General features: G+C 70.4%; 16 protein-coding genes. 6 read left to right on the top strand and 10 right to left on the bottom strand.

Translation table 11 applies throughout. The annotated features are described in order from the left end of the window. The first annotated feature begins 16 nt into the window (after window positions 1-16). Window positions 17-889, top strand: coding sequence for an aminoglycoside phosphotransferase family protein (locus QMG73_RS17045; protein WP_281896665.1), 873 nt, complete (start codon window positions 17-19; stop codon window positions 887-889). Here the strand turns inward: QMG73_RS17045 and QMG73_RS17040 are convergent. Next, window positions 870-2,438: a hypothetical protein gene (locus QMG73_RS17040; RefSeq protein WP_281896664.1), complete on the bottom strand. Its 1,569-nt coding sequence runs from the start codon at window positions 2,436-2,438 to the stop codon at window positions 870-872. The two genes, QMG73_RS17045 and QMG73_RS17040, sit on opposite strands and share 20 nt — an antisense overlap. Before the next feature lie 117 nt (window positions 2,439-2,555). Between QMG73_RS17040 and QMG73_RS17035 the strand changes: the two genes are divergently transcribed. Continuing rightward, window positions 2,556-3,590, top strand: a complete 1,035-nt coding sequence (locus QMG73_RS17035) for a winged helix DNA-binding domain-containing protein (RefSeq protein ID WP_281896663.1) — start codon at window positions 2,556-2,558, stop codon at window positions 3,588-3,590. A 15-nt stretch (window positions 3,591-3,605) separates the two neighbouring features. Here QMG73_RS17035 and QMG73_RS17030 read toward each other — a convergent pair whose 3' ends face one another. Beyond that, window positions 3,606-4,205, bottom strand: a complete 600-nt coding sequence (locus QMG73_RS17030; RefSeq protein WP_281896662.1) for a TetR/AcrR family transcriptional regulator — start codon at window positions 4,203-4,205, stop codon at window positions 3,606-3,608. Between the two features lie 91 nt (window positions 4,206-4,296). Here QMG73_RS17030 and QMG73_RS17025 point away from each other — a divergent pair, with 91 nt between their 5' ends. Continuing rightward, window positions 4,297-5,265, top strand: coding sequence for an NADP-dependent oxidoreductase (locus QMG73_RS17025; RefSeq protein ID WP_281896661.1), 969 nt, complete (start codon window positions 4,297-4,299; stop codon window positions 5,263-5,265). 7 nt (window positions 5,266-5,272) lie between these two features. Here the strand turns inward: QMG73_RS17025 and QMG73_RS17020 are convergent, their stop codons facing one another. From QMG73_RS17020 to QMG73_RS16990, 7 genes are read right to left on the bottom strand one after another with little or no spacing between them, the layout of a single operon-like run. Beyond that, the gene (locus tag QMG73_RS17020) at window positions 5,273-6,067 is read right to left on the bottom strand and encodes an ABC transporter permease (RefSeq protein ID WP_281896660.1); all 795 of its coding nucleotides are present in this window, start codon (window positions 6,065-6,067) and stop codon (window positions 5,273-5,275) included. After that, on the bottom strand, window positions 6,064-6,864 hold the full coding sequence (locus tag QMG73_RS17015) for an ABC transporter permease (protein ID WP_281896658.1): 801 nt from the start codon (window positions 6,862-6,864) through the stop codon (window positions 6,064-6,066). Before QMG73_RS17015 ends, QMG73_RS17020 begins: the two co-directional genes overlap by 4 nt. Continuing rightward, window positions 6,857-7,825: an ABC transporter ATP-binding protein gene (locus QMG73_RS17010; protein WP_281896656.1), complete on the bottom strand. Its 969-nt coding sequence runs from the start codon at window positions 7,823-7,825 to the stop codon at window positions 6,857-6,859. Before QMG73_RS17010 ends, QMG73_RS17015 begins: the two co-directional genes overlap by 8 nt. 14 nt (window positions 7,826-7,839) lie before the next feature. Then, window positions 7,840-8,670, bottom strand: a complete 831-nt coding sequence (locus QMG73_RS17005; RefSeq protein WP_281896654.1) for a carbohydrate ABC transporter permease — start codon at window positions 8,668-8,670, stop codon at window positions 7,840-7,842. A 1-nt stretch (window position 8,671) separates the two neighbouring features. After that, window positions 8,672-9,706, bottom strand: a complete 1,035-nt coding sequence (locus QMG73_RS17000) for a carbohydrate ABC transporter permease (RefSeq protein WP_281896652.1) — start codon at window positions 9,704-9,706, stop codon at window positions 8,672-8,674. Between the two features lie 7 nt (window positions 9,707-9,713). Next, window positions 9,714-10,949 (bottom strand): sugar ABC transporter substrate-binding protein, encoded by a 1,236-nt coding sequence (locus QMG73_RS16995; RefSeq protein ID WP_281896650.1) that lies wholly within the window; start codon window positions 10,947-10,949, stop codon window positions 9,714-9,716. 9 nt (window positions 10,950-10,958) lie between these two features. Next, window positions 10,959-11,942 (bottom strand): LacI family DNA-binding transcriptional regulator, encoded by a 984-nt coding sequence (locus tag QMG73_RS16990; protein WP_281896649.1) that lies wholly within the window; start codon window positions 11,940-11,942, stop codon window positions 10,959-10,961. 131 nt (window positions 11,943-12,073) lie between these two features. Here QMG73_RS16990 and QMG73_RS16985 point away from each other — a divergent pair, with 131 nt between their 5' ends. Then, entirely contained in the window at window positions 12,074-14,128 is a 2,055-nt protein-coding gene (locus QMG73_RS16985) for an amylo-alpha-1,6-glucosidase (RefSeq protein WP_281896646.1), read from the top strand. Here QMG73_RS16985 and QMG73_RS16980 read toward each other — a convergent pair. Next, window positions 14,100-14,855, bottom strand: a complete 756-nt coding sequence (locus QMG73_RS16980) for a helix-turn-helix domain-containing protein (protein WP_281896644.1) — start codon at window positions 14,853-14,855, stop codon at window positions 14,100-14,102. The two genes, QMG73_RS16985 and QMG73_RS16980, sit on opposite strands and share 29 nt — an antisense overlap. A gap of 225 nt (window positions 14,856-15,080) precedes the next feature. Here QMG73_RS16980 and QMG73_RS16975 point away from each other — a divergent pair, with 225 nt between their 5' ends. Together QMG73_RS16975 and QMG73_RS16970 are read left to right on the top strand one after the other, a co-directional pair. Further along, window positions 15,081-15,752 (top strand): DUF4097 family beta strand repeat-containing protein, encoded by a 672-nt coding sequence (locus tag QMG73_RS16975; protein WP_281896642.1) that lies wholly within the window; start codon window positions 15,081-15,083, stop codon window positions 15,750-15,752. Between the two features lie 54 nt (window positions 15,753-15,806). Further along, window positions 15,807-16,048: serine hydrolase (locus tag QMG73_RS16970; RefSeq protein ID WP_281896639.1), on the top strand; the 242-nt coding region annotated here is incomplete at its 3' end.

Here is a 16,048-nt window from a genome sequence, read left to right as displayed (position 1 = left end):
GGGCCATGATTCGTGGGTGGAGACTTCCGACGTCACGCGCGCGATCACGGCTGCGACTTCGGTCGCCACATCGCTGGACCTGCCGGTCGACGAGGCCATCGTGCTGCACAGTTCGAACAGGCTGGCGCTGCGGCTGAAGCCATGCGGCGTCCTTGCCCGGGTCGCCCCTGTGGAGCACGGGGCGGCGCGGCTCGAAGTCGAGCTCGCTCAACGGCTCACCGCGGTCGGGTGCCCGGTGGGCCGGTTGGAGCCGCGGGTGGACCCGCTTGTGCACACGTGTGATGGCTTCGACGTGACGCTCTGGATCTACTACGAGCCCGTGACACCTCACGTCTCGCCGGTCGACTACGCCAAGGCGCTGGAGCGCCTACACGCTGGCATACGCAAAATCGATGTGCCGATCCCACGGTTCACGGATCGCGTCGCGGAGGCGGCAGAGGTCTTTGCCAACCCGAGTCTGTCGCCGGAGCTCGCCGACGCCGACCGTCGGTACCTCAGCGCCAGACTGGAAAGTCTGCGCCGGGCGATCGACGACCGCGGCGCCGTGGAACAGCTGCTGCACGGCGAGCCGCATCAAGGCAACGTGCTCAGCACGAACGACGGACCGTTGTTCATCGACCTCGAGACATGCTGCCGTGGACCCGTCGAGTTCGATCTCGCACACGTTCCCGAGGCGGTCTGCGAGCGCTACCCGAGCATTGACCAGGCGCTGCTGGACGAGTGCCGCCAGCTCGTTCTCGCAATGGTCGCGGCGTGGCGTTGGGCCCGGGGCGACCAGTTCCCAAACGGGAAGTGGTTCGGGGAGGAACTCGTGCGTGCGCTGCGCGATGGCCCTCCGTGGCCGACGCTCGACACGTTGAACAGGCGATTCAACGGTCGGAGGCGGTGACCTCGGCCAGGCGGGCGGCGGCCGCGGCGAGCAGGTCGCGGTGGCGGTCGCCGTACGCGAGCGCGGCCCAGTAGACCGTGTCGACCGCGGCGGCCAGCGGATCGTCGTGGTACGCGGCGTGGATGGCCGGGAACGCGAGGGCTTGCACAGACCAGTTGGGCGTACCCGTTGCGATGGTTACCGTGGTGGCCGGCACCCGCGGGTCCGCCCAGAGCCGGTCCCAGGGTGGCTGGTCGGTGTCGAACGGCGGTGGGAGAGACTCGCCCCGATCCACCGCCGCCAGAGCCGATGCGATCCAGTCGACGGTGTCCAGCCTGGCCAGCTCGTACACCTTCCGGGTAGCCCAGCGCGCAACCGCGCGTTGCGCCTCGGGCGGCGCGTCGGCCAGGCTGTCCAGCAGGCCACGGTCGAGATTGGACAGGCCGATCGTGTTGGCCGGCACACCGCGGAGCCGATCGGACGGCGGCCTGCCGCCCCAGCGGCGCGCCTCCATCGCCTCCCTGCCGCGCCGGTCGGCCTGCTCTCGGGCGGCCGCCCGCGCCTCCGACTCCGCGAGCACAGGAACCCACGGGTGCACGTCGACCCCGGCACCGCTCGCCTTGGCCTCGGCGTGAGCCAGCAGGTACTCCCAGACCAGTCCAAGCAGGACAGCGTCACGGGCACGGACGCCGGTGTGCGTCAGGCTCAGCCCGCCGCTGGCCTCGATCCGAAGGTGGACTGTGGACTCCACCTCATCCGGTACGGCCGCGCGCAGAGACTGCCACCGCCACCCCAGCCGCGCACCGTCCAGCGTGGACACCGGTCGCAGCCGGATCTCCACGGGCCCGGCTGGCAGTACCCACTCCTCGCCCTGGAAGACGGCGCCGAGGTGATCGGCCGGCGCGCCCAGTACGGCCTGCGTCAGGTCGGACGGCAGCGCATGATCGCGCCGCACGTCGACGCGCGCGTCGGGTGGCTCCGCGACGCCATGCCCGGCGCGCGCCGCGGCCCGCCGCAGATTCTCCTCCCGGGGATCGGGGTTCGCCCGCGAGATCAGGCGAACCATCGCCCAGCCGGCGGCACGCGCCGGGTCAGGGGACTTCGATCCCGCCGAGTATCCGTCGTCGCGCAGGCCGCGGAAGCCGGTGTCCACATTGACCGGCCAGAAGCTGACCTGGTACTCCTCCTGCGGACCGGGCGTACCCTCCGGCCGGCGATGCCGGGCGGCGACACGCACCCGCACGAGGCCGGCCTCGACCTCCGCGCCCAACTCTTCCGGGCAGTCGCCCATCAGCCCGCAGACCCATAGCCGCCCCTGCGGGCACCACACGGTCGCCTCTGACGCCGCCTCCCACTCACCGATGTGGTCGTCCGGCGCCGCTTTCCGCGACACCAGTTCCACCCGGACCCGACCAGTGTGCGGGCCGGTGAAAGCCGTCAACTGCGAGCCCCCGGTGACCTGCAGAAGGCTGTCCCCCACGACGTAGAGGCCGAGGTCGTCACCCCGCTCCCAACCGCCCAACACCTGAAGCTGGTGATGCGACACGAAAACCTGGGCGGACGCCTGCATCCGCCCAATCTCTCACGCTTCGATCGAACGATCGATGGCTACCCCTCATAGGCTGGGGGCGTGAGGGCTATCGCCGACCGGCGTATGGGAAGCGTTCTTCTGAGGGGCGATGCCGCCATGCGGGCGCCCGCCGACGTCGTGCGATGGTTCGGGGCGGTGCAGGCGCAGGATTTCGGGCCGGCGAAGTGGTCGCTGGGCGAGCGGCTGCCCGGCATCACCGACGCCGAGGTGCAGCGTTCCTTCGACGCGGGCGAGTTTCTGCGTACCCACGTGTTGAGGCCGACGTGGCACTTCGTGACGCCCGACGACATCCGGTGGCTGCTGCGCCTTACCGGCCCGCGGGTGCACGCCATGAATGGGTACGCGTACCGTCGGGCCGGTCTCGACGAGCGCGCTTTCACCAAGGCGCACGACCTGCTCGCCGAGGCGCTCGAAGGCACCTGCCGCACCCGCGGGGAACTGGCCGAAATACTCCGTGGCGCGGGCCTGCCGAGCACCGGTTTCGGCCTGGGTTACCTGCTGATGCACGCCGAGCTCGACGGTCTCATCTGCAGCGGGCCGGTGCGCGGAAAGCACCACACGTACGCGTTGCTGGAAGCGCGGGTGCCGCCCGCGCCCGAACGCGATCCGGACGAGGCGCTCGCCGAGCTCGTCACCCGCTACTTCAGCAGCCACGGGCCGGCCACCGCCAAGGATCTCAGGTGGTGGTGCAGCCTCCCCCGTGCCGACATCGCGCGGGGCGTGGCGCTGGCCGGCGACCGCCTGCGCCACGACGTCGTCGACGGCGTGTCGTACTGGTCAGGGTGGCAGGAGAGGCCCACGCCCGCCTCGCCCACCGTCCATCTTGTACAGGGGTACGACGAGTACGTGGTGGCGTTCACGGAGAGCAAGTACGCGCTCGACGCCTCCGGCGCGGCCCGCGCGCTCCCGCCCGGCACGGTGGTGCCCAACGGGATGCTGTTGGTGGACGGGCAGGTGGCGGGGCGCTGGCGGCGTACCTCCACAAGAGACACTGTGCTGGTCGAAGCGGTGCTCTACCGCGCGCTCACACCGGCCGAATCGCGGGCGCTGGACGCGGCGGCGGCACGGCAGGCCGCCTTTCTTGGCCTGCGCCCACGGGTCGCCACCCGCCCGGTGGACCGCCGCGGGTGAGACGGCTCGGGAGCGTCAAAGAACCGATGGCGGTGGGTGTGGCAGCGGGTGGGCGCTTTGCGGGCGCAGGCCGTCGAAGATGATGGCCAGGTACCGCCGCCACAGGTCGGGTGGGGCGTCCGGAACGTAGCTGGCGACATAGTTCGGCGCGCACATCAGCAGGATGACGTCGGCTCCGGTGACGTCGGCTCGCACCACACCGTAGTCGCGGGCCCGATCGACAAGCCGGTGCACGATGTCGAACATGTGGGCGCGCACCCGCACCACCTCCGGGGACAGGTCGCCGGCCTCCTGCAGGAACGACAGGTCGCGTTGTTGCCGCTGGTGCGCGGCGACGGTGAGGAACTCCAGCAGCGCGGCGCCCGGATCCGCCGCGCCGAGCAGCTTCTCGCCGACCGTGTTGAGCGTGTCGATCCGGTCGATGACGATGGCCGCGAGCAGGTCGTCCTTGGTGGCGAAGTGGCGAAAGACGGTGCCCTTGCCGACACCGGCGCGGCGGGCGATGTCGGCGACGGACGCGTCCAGGCCCCGCTCCGCGAACTCGTCGGCCGCCGCCGCCAGCAGCGACTGCCGGTTGCGGGCGGCGTCGGCGCGCAGGGGACGGGGCGAGCTCACCGCGCCACCCTAGCAACTTGACCGCCCGGTCCGCTTATTGCTAGCTTGCCTTCGATAACATGACCGCTCGGTCCGCTTATGGAGGACGTACATGAAGGCAGTTGTGGTGACCGGATACGGACCACCCGAGACGTACACGGTGGCCGACGTGCCGGTGCCCCGCCCCGGTCCGGGGCAGCTCCTGGTCCGCATCGCCGCCGCCTCGATCAACCCGGCGGACGTCCGCCTGCCCAGCGGCGCTTTCCACGACGTCGCGCCGCTGGAGTTTCCGCACGTACCCGGCAACGACTTCGCCGGTACGGTCACCGAGGTCGGCGCCGGTGTCACCGGGTACCAGGTGGGCGACGAGATCTTCGGCCAGGCCGTGCCGCGGGCCCTGCGCGCGATGGCGGGTGTGAACCGGCCGTCACTGAGCACCGGCTCGCTGGCCGAGTACGCGGTCTTCGAGGCCGACACCCCATTCCTGGCTCACCGCCCGCCCGGCCTCGGCATCGAACAGGCGGCCGCCCTGCCCACCGTCGGCCTGACCGCACGGGCGCTGATGGCGACCGCCAACGTCCGCCCCGGCGAAACCGTCCTGGTCATCGGTGCCACCGGCGGTGTCGGCACCGCGGTCGTACCGCTGCTGGCCGAAGCGAAGGCACGAGTGATCGCCACCGCCACCGCCGCCGACGCGGACCTGCTGCGGGCGCTCGGCGCCGACCAGACCATCGGGTACGCAGAAGCCGAGTACCCCTCCGGCGTCGACGTCGCCTTCAACCTGACCCTGCCCAGCGATCAGCTCACCGGCGTCGCCCGCGCCGTCCGGTCAGGCGGGCGCCTCCTGACCATCACCTACCCGGTGCCCCAACAGGAATGGATCGGCCGCGACGACGTCGCGCTGCACTTCGTACTGGACATGGACGGCACCCTCGGCGGCATGCGAGAAGTCGGCGAACTGGCGGCCGCCGGCCGGCTACCGGCCACGATCGGTCGCCGCTACACCCTCGACGAGGGCGGCCAAGCCTGCGTCGACTTCGCCCGCGAGCACACCACCGGCAAACTCGTCGTCGCGATGTGAACGCGGGTCAGGCGCTCGCGCCGGCATAGGAGCGGAGGGATCGTCGCCAGGCGAGGGTTGCCAGGACGCCGGCGCAGGCTGCCACCGCGGGTGCGAGCAGCAGCATGTAGGGGTCGAGACGGCCGAGCAACGCGGCGGCGGGATACGTGGTCAGGAACGCGATGGGCACGATGGTGAGGATGGTCTGCACGGGATTGCGGTACAGGTCCACCGGGAAGCGCGACAGCTCGACGAAAGCGTAGGAGACCTGGCCGAGTTCCTCGGCGGCCACCAGCTTCACGGCGAGGGCCATCATCGCGACGGTGAGGGCGTACATCAGCAGCACGGCGCACGCCAGCATCCAGGCGAACGAGGCGAGCGCGGCCACGGACGTGCCGCGGCCGGTGAGGACGATGCCGGTGGTGGTGAGCGCCAGGCCGAGCACCGGATCGAGCAGGGTGTTGACGTTCAGGTGGCGCAGGCTGACCAACAGTTGCGCGTCGAACGGCTTGATGAGGAGGAAGTCGAGCGTGCCGAGGCGTACGTAGTCGGTCATCCGCTCCAGGTTGGGCTGAAGCACCATCTGCCGTATGCCGTTGAGGGCGAAGAAGAGGCCGATGACGACGAGGACCTCGGCGTTGGTCCAGCCGGCCACCGCGCCGGTGTACCGGAAGTAGACCGACGCGCCGGCCGCCGCCCACAGCATCCAGAACATGCTGAGCGCAACGTTGGAGATGAAGTTGAACCGGTACTCCACCTCGCTGGCCACGGCCGCTCGCCAGCAGATGCCCAGGATGCGGGCGTGGCGGGTCCATCCGCTCATCCGGCCACCGCCTGGTAGCGGCGGATGCCGCGCCGCCACGTGATCCGGTACAGCAGGGCGAACACCGCGAGCCAGCCGAGTCCGACGGCGAAGCCGTACACGGTCTGGCGCGGGTCGAGGCGGCCCATCAGCAACTCGACGGGGAAGCCCATCGCGGTGCGAAACGGCAACAGGGCGGCCGCCGTGCGTAGCCAGTCCGGCATCAGTGCCAGCGGGGCGACCCAGCCGGAGGCGAACGAGCCGAGGCCCCACCACAGCAGCCACGCGTTGGTCGTCTGCGTGCTCCAGAACCCGACCAGGGCGAACGTCGAGGCCATGAGCAGGCTGAGCGCGTACGCGAGGGCCAGCGCGACGGCGACGGCGGCGAGCAGGACCGGATCGGCCGGGTAGTCCAGGCCCGGCACGAGCAGCGCGGCGATCGTCAGGGTCGGCACCAGCATCGCCAGGAAGACCAGCCGGTGACCGAGGTCGCTGGTGGCGTACTGGTGGAACGGGTGCACTGGCCGGAGCAGGCGGATGGACAGGTCGCCGCTGCGCATGTCCGCGTCCCACCGCCACACCACGTGGTTGCCGGAGAGGTTCCACAGCAGCGTCGCCGCCGCGTAGTAGGACAGGAAGTCGCCGGTGGTCCAGCCCGCCGGTGGTCCGCCCTCGGCGACCACGGTGAGCCACACCGCCATCGTCAGCAGCGGGAAGAAGCCGGTGATCACGCCAAGGATCATCCGGCCCCGGTAGGTGACGGCGACCAGGGCGGCGCTGCGCACCAGCGGCGGGTACGCGGTGAGCAGGTCACGCATCGGCGAAGACCGCCCGGATGATGTCCTCCACCGGCGGGTCCTCGATCGCGACGTCCTCGACCGGCAGGGTGGTCAACAGCCGAGCCGCGATCGCGGCCGTTTCTGCCCGCGGGACCACGAGCGTGACCACCGCACCGTCCATGGTGGATACCTCGCCGAGACCCGCCCACGCGTGCGCAGGCGCGGCCTCGCGCAGGGTGACCCGGACCAGCCGGTGGGGCGAGTGCGCCTCGACCAGTGCGGCGAGGTCGCCGTCGAAGCGAAGGGTGCCGCGGTCGATGACCAGCACCCGGCGGGCCAGCGCGGTCACGTCGCCCATGTAGTGGCTGGTCAACAATATGGTCGCGCCGTGCTGGGCGTTGTAGTCACGCAGGAAGGCGCGTACCGCCGCCTGACCGTTGACGTCCAGGCCGAGTGTCGGCTCGTCGAGGAAGAGCACGTCAGGCCGGTGCAGCAACGCGCCGGCCAGCTCGCAGCGCATCCGCTCGCCGAGGCTGAGGACCCGCACCTGTTTACCGAGCAGCGGTTCGAGGTCCAGCAGGGCGACCAACTCGTCGAGCGCCGAGCGGTAGGGCGCCTCGGCGACGCCGTAGATCGCCCGGTTGACCTCGAAGGCGTCGGCGGCCGGCAGGTCCCAGAACAAGGCGTTGCGCTGACCCATGACCAGGGAGACGCGGCGCAGGAAGGCGGGTTCTCGATGGTGCGGGGTGTGCCCGAGCACTCGGACGGTGCCGGTGGTGGGATGGAGCAGGCCGGTCAGGCACTTCAGCGTGGTCGTCTTGCCGGCGCCGTTGGGGCCGAGGAAGCCGACGACCTCCCCCTCCGGAATCGTGAAGCTGACCTGGTCGACCGCGCGGGCGGTGTGGTGGTCGCGCCGGACGAGGGAGCGCAACGCGGCACGCAGCCCCGGTTCGCGTCGATGCACCCGGAAATGCTTGGCCAGGTCGCGTACCTCGATCAATTGACTCTCCGCACCTAGCCTTTTTCGGCGCCCTCGTTGGCGTCGCGGACGAAGTAGCGCTGGAATATGACGAAGATGATCGCTACGGGGATGGTGGCCAGAAGCGCGGCGCCGAGCTTGAGCGGGTACTGGCTGCCGGAGCCGAGGGATCCGCTGACCAGGTCGGCCAGCCCGCGTGGCAGGGTGAACAGGGATGGGTCCTGTACGGCGACCACCGTGTGGGGGAATTCGTTCCACGAGCCCTGAAACGCCAGGATCGTTACGGTGATCAGCGCGGGCCGGGCGGTGGGCAGCACCACGGACCAGAAGGTCCGGAAGATGCCCGCGCCGTCGATGCGGGCGGCCTCCTCGACGCTGACCGGCACCGAGTCGAAGAACTGTTTCATGATGAAGACGGTGGCGGCGTCCGCGATCATGGGCACGATCAGCGCGGCGTACGTGTTGTAGATGCCGAGTTGGTTGAGGACCAGGAACTTCGGGATGAGCAGGACCACGCCCGGTACCGCCATGAGCCCGATCAGGGTGGCGAAGAGCGGGCGCCGGCCCGGGAAGCGCAGCCGGGACAGGGCGTAGCCGGCCATCGAGCCGAACAGCACCCGGCAGATCGTGACGATGACGGTGACCAGGACGGAGTTGCCGATCCAGGTCGGGAAGCCGGTGCCGTCGAAGATCCGGGCCATCGAGTCGGTGGTGAACGGGTGTGCGATCGGCGACAGCGGGTTCGCCGACGCGTCCGGTTCCGTCTTGAACGAGTTCGCGATCTGGATGACGAACGGGTAGAGGAAGACCAGCGAGAAGAAGACCAGGATGGCGTAGCCGGCGAACCGGGTGGCGAGCGTACGCATGTCAGGGCCTTTCCCGCAGCGCTCGCCGCTGCAGCAGGGTGAGCACGATGATGATCAGGAAGAGGACGAACGAGATCGCCGCGCCGGAGCCGTAGTCGAAGTCGCGGAAGGCGGTGCGGTAGGACAGGTACGCGGGCGTCAGGGTGGTCTTGGCCGGGTTGCCCTGGCTCATCACGTAGATCTGGTCGAAGACCTGCCAGCTGCCGATCAGGCCGAGAGTGAGCACCAAAAACATGGTGGGCCGCAGCTGCGGCAGGGTGATGAAGCGCAGCCGCTGCCAGCGGGTCGCGCCGTCGACGAGGCCCGCCTCGTCGAGCTGTCCCGGGATGTTCTGCAGCGCGGCCAGGAACATCAGCATGAACGTGCCGGAGGTGGTCCAGACGACGAGCGCGATGATGGCGCACATCGCGACGCTGGGCCCGGAGCTCCAGTCCCACCAGGTCAGGCCGAGCACGCCGTGATCGGTCAGCGCGGCGGGCGGCGCGCTGACGTCGACGAGTCCGACCGCGCCCAACGCCAGGTGCAGCACGCCGCGCGGGTCGGCGAACCACTGCGGCCCGTTGACGCCGACGAAGCCGAGGATCTCGTTGATCGCGCCGCTGTTGGAGAACATGAACAGGAAGACCACGCTGATCGCGACGGAGCTGGTCACCGACGGGAAGTAGAACGCGGTCCGGAAGAAGCCCTTGCCCTTGAGCAGGCGGTTGTTGACCACGAGCGCGAGGCCGAGAGCCAGCAGTGTCTGCAGTGGAACGACAGCGGCCACGTAATAGGCGTTGTTGCGGATGCTGGTCATGAAGTTCTGGCGGGCCAGCCCGTCGTCGGTGAACAGGCCGGTGTAGTTGTCCAGCCCGGCGAACGGGACACCCGACCGGAACGGGCTGCCCTGCCCGTTCCAGTCGGTGAGGCTGACCCAGAGCGCCATGAGGATCGGCACCACGAGAAAGAGCCCGAGGACAGCCACCACGGGTGTGACGAAGAGCCAGCCGGCCACCCGCTCGTTGCCGCGGATGCCGCCACGCTTCGAGTCGGCCATGGGGACGTCAGCCGCCGAGCGCCGTCTTGGCGTTCTTGTCGAAGCGTTGCAGGACGGCCTTCGGGCTGCCGGTGGCCAGGCCCTGCAGGCCGGTGTCCAGGTCGGCCAGGACGCTGTCCATCTTGGGAGCGTTCACCGGGCCGTGCCCGTACGCGACGCCGGCGATGAACGGCGCGTCCTCGGGGAACTTGGCCGTGTACTGGGCCTGGGCGGACTGCCGGGACGGCATGACACCGAACGCGGTCGCGAACGCCAGCTGCTGGTCGGCGGCCGTCATCGCCTCGACGAACTTGATCGCCTGGTCCTTGTACCTGCTCTTGGCCGCGATCCCCCAGCACTGGGTGAACGACAGCGTCCCCTTAGTGCCGGTGGGACCGGCCGGCAGCTCGTGCACCGTGTACTTGACCGTCGGGAAGTCCGCCTTCATCGCGCCCTTGATCCAGTTGCCCTCGATGGTCATGGCGGCCTTGCCCTTGCCGAACGCCTCGCCGCCCCAGCCGGTGTCGAGCTGCTTCGGGTACTGCGCCAGCCCGCCCTTGAGCAGCCCCTGCACGTACGTCAGGGCGGCCTCGTTGGCCGGGGTGTCGGCCGTGGCCTGCTTGCCGTCGGCGCTGGTCCACCAGCCGCCGTTCTGCACGAGGAAGGCGCCGACCCGGTCCCGGGTGTCGCCGATCGCCAGCGGGACGACGCCCTTGGCCTTGATCTTCTGCGCCACCGCGGTCAGCTGGTCCCAGGTCGTCGGCACGTCCGCGTCGGTGAGCCCGGCCTTCTGCCACAGGTCGGTGTTGATCTCCAGGGCCAGCGTCGAGGTGTCCTTCGGCACGCAGTAGACCGTGCCGTCGTAGGTGAACGCCTGCCGCAGGTTCGGGTAGAAGTCGTCGAGGTTCGAGACCTTGTCGGCGTACGGTTCGAGCGCCCCGACGCTCGCGTAGTCGGCGAAGCGGGCCGCGTCGACGTAGAAAACGTCCGGCGGTGTACTGCCCGCGAACGCCTGCCCGAGCTGCTGCACGATGTCCTGCGCCGGGGTGACGGTGGCCTTGTTGCCGGAGGCGCTCGCCCACGCGGCGGCGGCGTCGGTGACGGCCTTGGTCTCGGCGTCGCCGGACGACGCGATCAGGACCTTCAGGTCGGCGGGCCCGCTGCTCTGCTGTGCGGCGCCGCCCTCGTCGTCGAAGCCGCCGCCGCAGGCCGTGGTTGTCAGGAGAAGCGCGGCGACGACCGCGACGGTTCTGCCGTATCTCATATGGGGCTCCTAGATTGCTGCGCTCTGGCGGAGGACAAGGGAGGGTTCGAGCAGGAGTTGACGCGGCGCCGCGGAGCGGTCGAGGACGCCGGCGAGCAGGTCGATGCAGCGGGCCGCCGCCTGGGTGAGGGGTTGGCTGACGCTGCTGAGGCCGACCGCCTGGGCGACGGCGGTGTCGTCGAAGCCGATCACCGTGCAGGGGCGGCCGGACTCGCGGGCGGCCCGCAGCGCGCCGAGCGCGAGTGAGTCGGACGCGCAGACCAGGGCATCCACCGACGCAAGCAGGTCGGTGACGGCGGCGGCTCCGGACTCGATGCCGTCTTCGGTGGCGGCGTCGAGGCCGGTACCCGGTACGCCGGCGGCGGCGAGTGTGGAGGCCCAGCCGTCGCGGCGGGCGTCGCCGACGCCGGAGCCGGGTGGCCAGCCGAGGAAGCCGATCCGGCGGTGGCCGGTGTCCAGCAGGTGCCGGGTCGCCATCGCGGTGCCGGCGGCGTTGTCGACGTCGACCCAGGAGTGGGTGTCCGGGGCGCCCCAGGGCCGGCCGAACGTCACGAACGGCACCCCGCGCTCGGCGAGCCAGGATGTGCGCGCGTCGCCGTGGTGGGTGCTGGTCAGGACGAAGGCGTCCAGGTCGTAGGAGGTCAGCAGGTTCTCGTAGGTGGCGATCTCGTCGGTGTCGTCGGTGGCGGTGTAGAGCATCACCCGGTACCCCGCTGGCGCGGCGGCGTCGGTGAGCCCGTGCAGGAAGCGGTCCAGTACCGAGCCGTTGATCCCGTCGCGGGCCGGCTCGATGCGTACCGCGATGAGCCGCGACCGCCCGGTACGCATCTGCCGGGCCGCCTGGCTGGCGCGGTAGCCGAGAGCCGCGATCGCCTCGAGGACCCGCTCTCGGGTCTCCTCACGCACCACCTGGGGGGTGTTGAGCACGTTGGAGACCGTCTGCCGGGAGACCCCGGCCCGCTCGGCAACGGTGGCGATCGTGACTTTCGACAACTTATGATCTCCTAAATCCTCTTGAACGATCTAATTTCGGTAAGGCATCATTCGATCGTTCAAGTTGCTGGAATGTTTCGAACAATGCGCCACCGCACCGCTCGCTGTCAAGACCCGCCGAGGGGAACCCCATGAACCGGCTTCAGCCGCTGCTGCACGACCTCGTCGCCACGTTCGCCGCGCCCACCACGGCGCTGGCCGGCCCCGACGGGCAGATCCGCGCGGCCGGGGTGCAGGGCGCCTACCACGCGGACACGCGGGTGCTCTCCGAGGCGCTGCTACGCCTCGACGGCCGGGAGACCGAGCCGATCGGCCACGCGAACGACGGCGCCGGCACCACCCGCTTCGTCTCGCTGGCCCGCTGGCTCGGCAACCCGGGCCCCGACCCCACCCTGCGCGTCGAGCGGACCCGCACGGTCACCCCGGGCCGGATCGACGAGCGCATCACCCTCACCTCGACCGCCTCGGCGCCGGTCGGCACCACCGTCACCGTCGACCTGGCCGTCGACCTCGCCCCGATCGAGGTCGTCAAGACCGGCGGCCAGGCGACGCCGGTGGCGGCCCACCGCACCGCGGACGCCACCCTGACCTGGGAGCGCGACGGCATCACCGTGGCTGTCACGGCCGAGCATGCCGACGTCGCCGAGAACGGCCGGCTGAGCTGGGCGGTCACGCTCGAACCGGGCACCGCCACCAGCCTGAGCTTCACCGTACGGGCACACGACCCCGCCGCCGTGGTGCACGCACCCGTCCGAGCCCGCGACTGGAGCGCCGCCCAGGTCACCTCCGGCGACCAGCGCCTGGGCCGGCTGGTCACACGCTCCCTCGACGACCTGCACGCCCTGCGGCTGACCGACGGCCAGGACGCCTACCTGGGCGCCGGCCTGCCCTGGTTTCTCACCCTGTTCGGCCGCGACAGCATCTGGGCGGCCCGCATGCTGCTGCCGACGGGCACCGACCTGGCCGCCGGCACCCTGCGGGTCCTCGCCCGCCATCAGGGCACCAAGGCGGATCCGGCCTCCGGCGAGGCACCCGGCAAGATCCTGCACGAGCTGCGCCGGCAGGAGTTCGTCCTCGCCGACGACCAGCACCTGCCAGCGGCGTACTACGGAACCGTCGACGCCACCCCACTCTGGATCAGCCTGCTGCACGACGCCTGGCGCTGGGGCCTGGCGGAGACGCAGGTCGGCGACCTGCTCCCGCACCTGGAAGCCGCGCTCGGCTGGCTCGCAGACGGCGCCGACCCCGACGGCGACGGCTTCCTGGAGTACCTCGACACCACCGGACACGGCCTGGCCAACCAGGGCTGGAAAGACTCCGGCGACGCCGTCCGCTACCACGACGGGCGGCTCGCCGAACCACCCATCGCGTTGGCCGAGGTCCAGGGATACGCCTACCGCGCGGCCATGGACGGTGCCGCCCTTCTCGACGCGCTCGGCCGGCCCGGCGCCGAACGGTGGCGCGAACACGCCGCCGCTCTCGCCGACCGGTTCCGCGCCAGATTCTGGGTCGACGCCGGCTACCCGGCCCTGGCCCTCGACCGCGACAAACGCCCCGTCGACTCGCTCACCAGCAACATCGGCCACCTGCTCGGCACCGGCATGCTCGACCCGGCCGAGGAACGAGCCGTCGCCACCGCGCTCAGCGGCGACGCGATGTCCGGCGGCTACGGGCTGCGCACCATGTCCGCCAACGATGCCGGTTTCGCGCCGCTGTCCTATCACTGCGGCTCGGTATGGACCCACGACACCGCGATCGTCGCCGCCGCACTCGCCCGCGCCGGCTTTCCCGCCGAAGCCACCACTCTGATCGACGGGCTGCTGACCGCCGCCGAGACCTTCGACTACCGGATGCCCGAGCTGCACGCCGGGGATCCGCGTTCCGCGCTGAGCCGGCCGATGCCCTATCCCGCGGCATGCCGGCCACAGGCATGGTCCGCCGCCGCGGCCGTACTGATACTCCAAACCACGATCGGCCTGGAGCCGGACGTCCCCAATGGACGGATGCGGCTCGACCCGCTGCCCGGCTCGCCCTTCGGCCCGATCAGCGCACGTGGCCTACAGATCGCCGGCCACCCGATCGACATCACCCACGACGTCGACACCACTGTCACCGGCCTCCCCGAAGGGCTGCTCCACCGGATACCCGCGCACGCGCCTATCCGCGGTCTGGACGCGGTTCGGTAGCGCCGCCTGGGTCCGTTCTGGGCTTGGTGTAGAGGATTTCCCGGACCTGCTCCGCGGCGCGCAGGATGCTCTCGCTGATGAACTCGCTGAAGCGGGCGATGTTTTCCAGGCGAGCGGCGGCCGGGGTGTCGCGGCCCAGGACGCTGACGCCCTGCCGTGCGATCCCGGCGACCTGGGCGATGCCGTGGGCGCTGGCGATCGTCGACTGGTACCAGACGCCCTCGTCGACGAAGTAGCGGTCGCGGCGGCGTTCGTCGCGTTCCCGGCGGATGAGCCCCTGGACTTCCAGGAACGCGGTCGCCTTGGAGATGGACGCCGGGCTGACCTGCAGTCGCTGGATCAGCTCTGACGCGGTGAGGCTGCCCGCGTCGGCGATGAAGAGGCAGGTCAGCACCCGGGCCGTCATCTTGGGCAGGCCCTGTCCCATCAGGAGGGTCGTGAACGCCTCCTCGTACTCGCGCACGGCCTCGTCGTCGCGCCCGTAAGCCTGCGCCGGCGCCCCCGGCCCCCGTGGCGGGGTGTGCTTGCGCCGGTGGGCGCGGCGCTCGGTGGCGCGGTGGGCCAGGTCGGCGCGGTAGCCGGTGGGACCGCCGTTGCGCATCACCTCACGCGTGATCGTCGAGGTGGGGCGGTCCAGACGCCGGGCGATCTCGGCGTAGGCGAGGCTGTCGGCCAGCCCGAGCGCGATCTGCTGGCGTTCCTGCTGGGTGAGTCTGCCTCCCGGCACCGCGATCTCCCTCCACGCTTCCCGCTGTCGCTGGACAGCGTAGCGTTCGCCCACTGATCAACGCAACGCATTCGATGCTTTTATTGCGTTCGCCTTACGCTCGTTGCAACGAAATCTCGCCGTTTACCTGGGGAAATGTCGAAAGGACGCAACAGAGCAGTTGGCAGAATCTCGAACGCAACGTAGCGTTTCCGCAGTCAGAAACGAGCGATTGAGGAGAGCACGATGCAGAAGTTCGACACCCCGGCCGCGATCGCCGCCGTACTGGACATCGCCGCCGGGCGCGTCCAGGTCATCGCCGCCGACCGGGCCGACACCACCGTCGAGGTCGCTCCCGCCGACGCCTCCAAGGGGCGCGACGTGAAGGCCGCCGAGCAGACCACGGTCGACTACAGCGACGGCGTCCTGCGGATCAAGACCTCGGCGGGGAAGAACCAGCTCGTCGGACCCTCCGGATCCGTCGACCTGACGATCCAGCTGCCCGCCGGTTCCCGCGTCGAGGCGAAGGCGGCCGCCGCCGAGTTCCGGGGCGTCGGACAGTTGGGCGACATCGCCTTCGACGGCGCGCACGGCGCGGTCAAGATCGACGAGGCCGCGAGCGTGCGCCTGACGGCCCTGGCCGGTGACGTCACGGTCGGCCGCCTCACCGGCCCCGCGGAGATCAGCACCCAGAAGGGCGACATCCACATCACCGAGGCCACCTCCGGCACGGTCGTGCTGCGCACCGAGATGGGCAACGTGACGGTCATCGCCGCCCAGGGCGTCTCCGCCACGCTGGACGCCGGCACCGGCTACGGCCGGATCGACAACGCGCTGAAGAACACCGAGGGCGCGGCCGCCGGCCTGAACATCCAGGCGACCACCGGCCACGGCGACATCACCGCCCGCAGCCTGTAAAGCAACCACCCTTCAAGTCCTAAAAGGACGATACTGTACACAAAGGAGCTCATCGTGGGACACGGCAACAGCGGCTTCTCCGAGGCGGGGCTGCGCAGACTGCATGACGTGCTGGCTGGGCACGTCGACTCCGGCACGATCCCCGGCCTGGTCGCTTTGGTCAGCCGAAACGGCCAGACACATGTGGAAACGCTCGGCACCATGCACCGTGACGGTGGCCCGCCGATGCGCCGCGACACCATCTTCCGGATGGCCTCCACCTCCAAACCCGTCTCGGTCTCGGCCACGATGGTCCT

This window comes from Phytohabitans aurantiacus (assembly GCF_027923225.1).
Lineage (GTDB): Bacteria > Actinomycetota > Actinomycetes > Mycobacteriales > Micromonosporaceae > Phytohabitans > Phytohabitans aurantiacus.
This window is presented reverse-complemented; position numbering and strand designations above follow the sequence as displayed.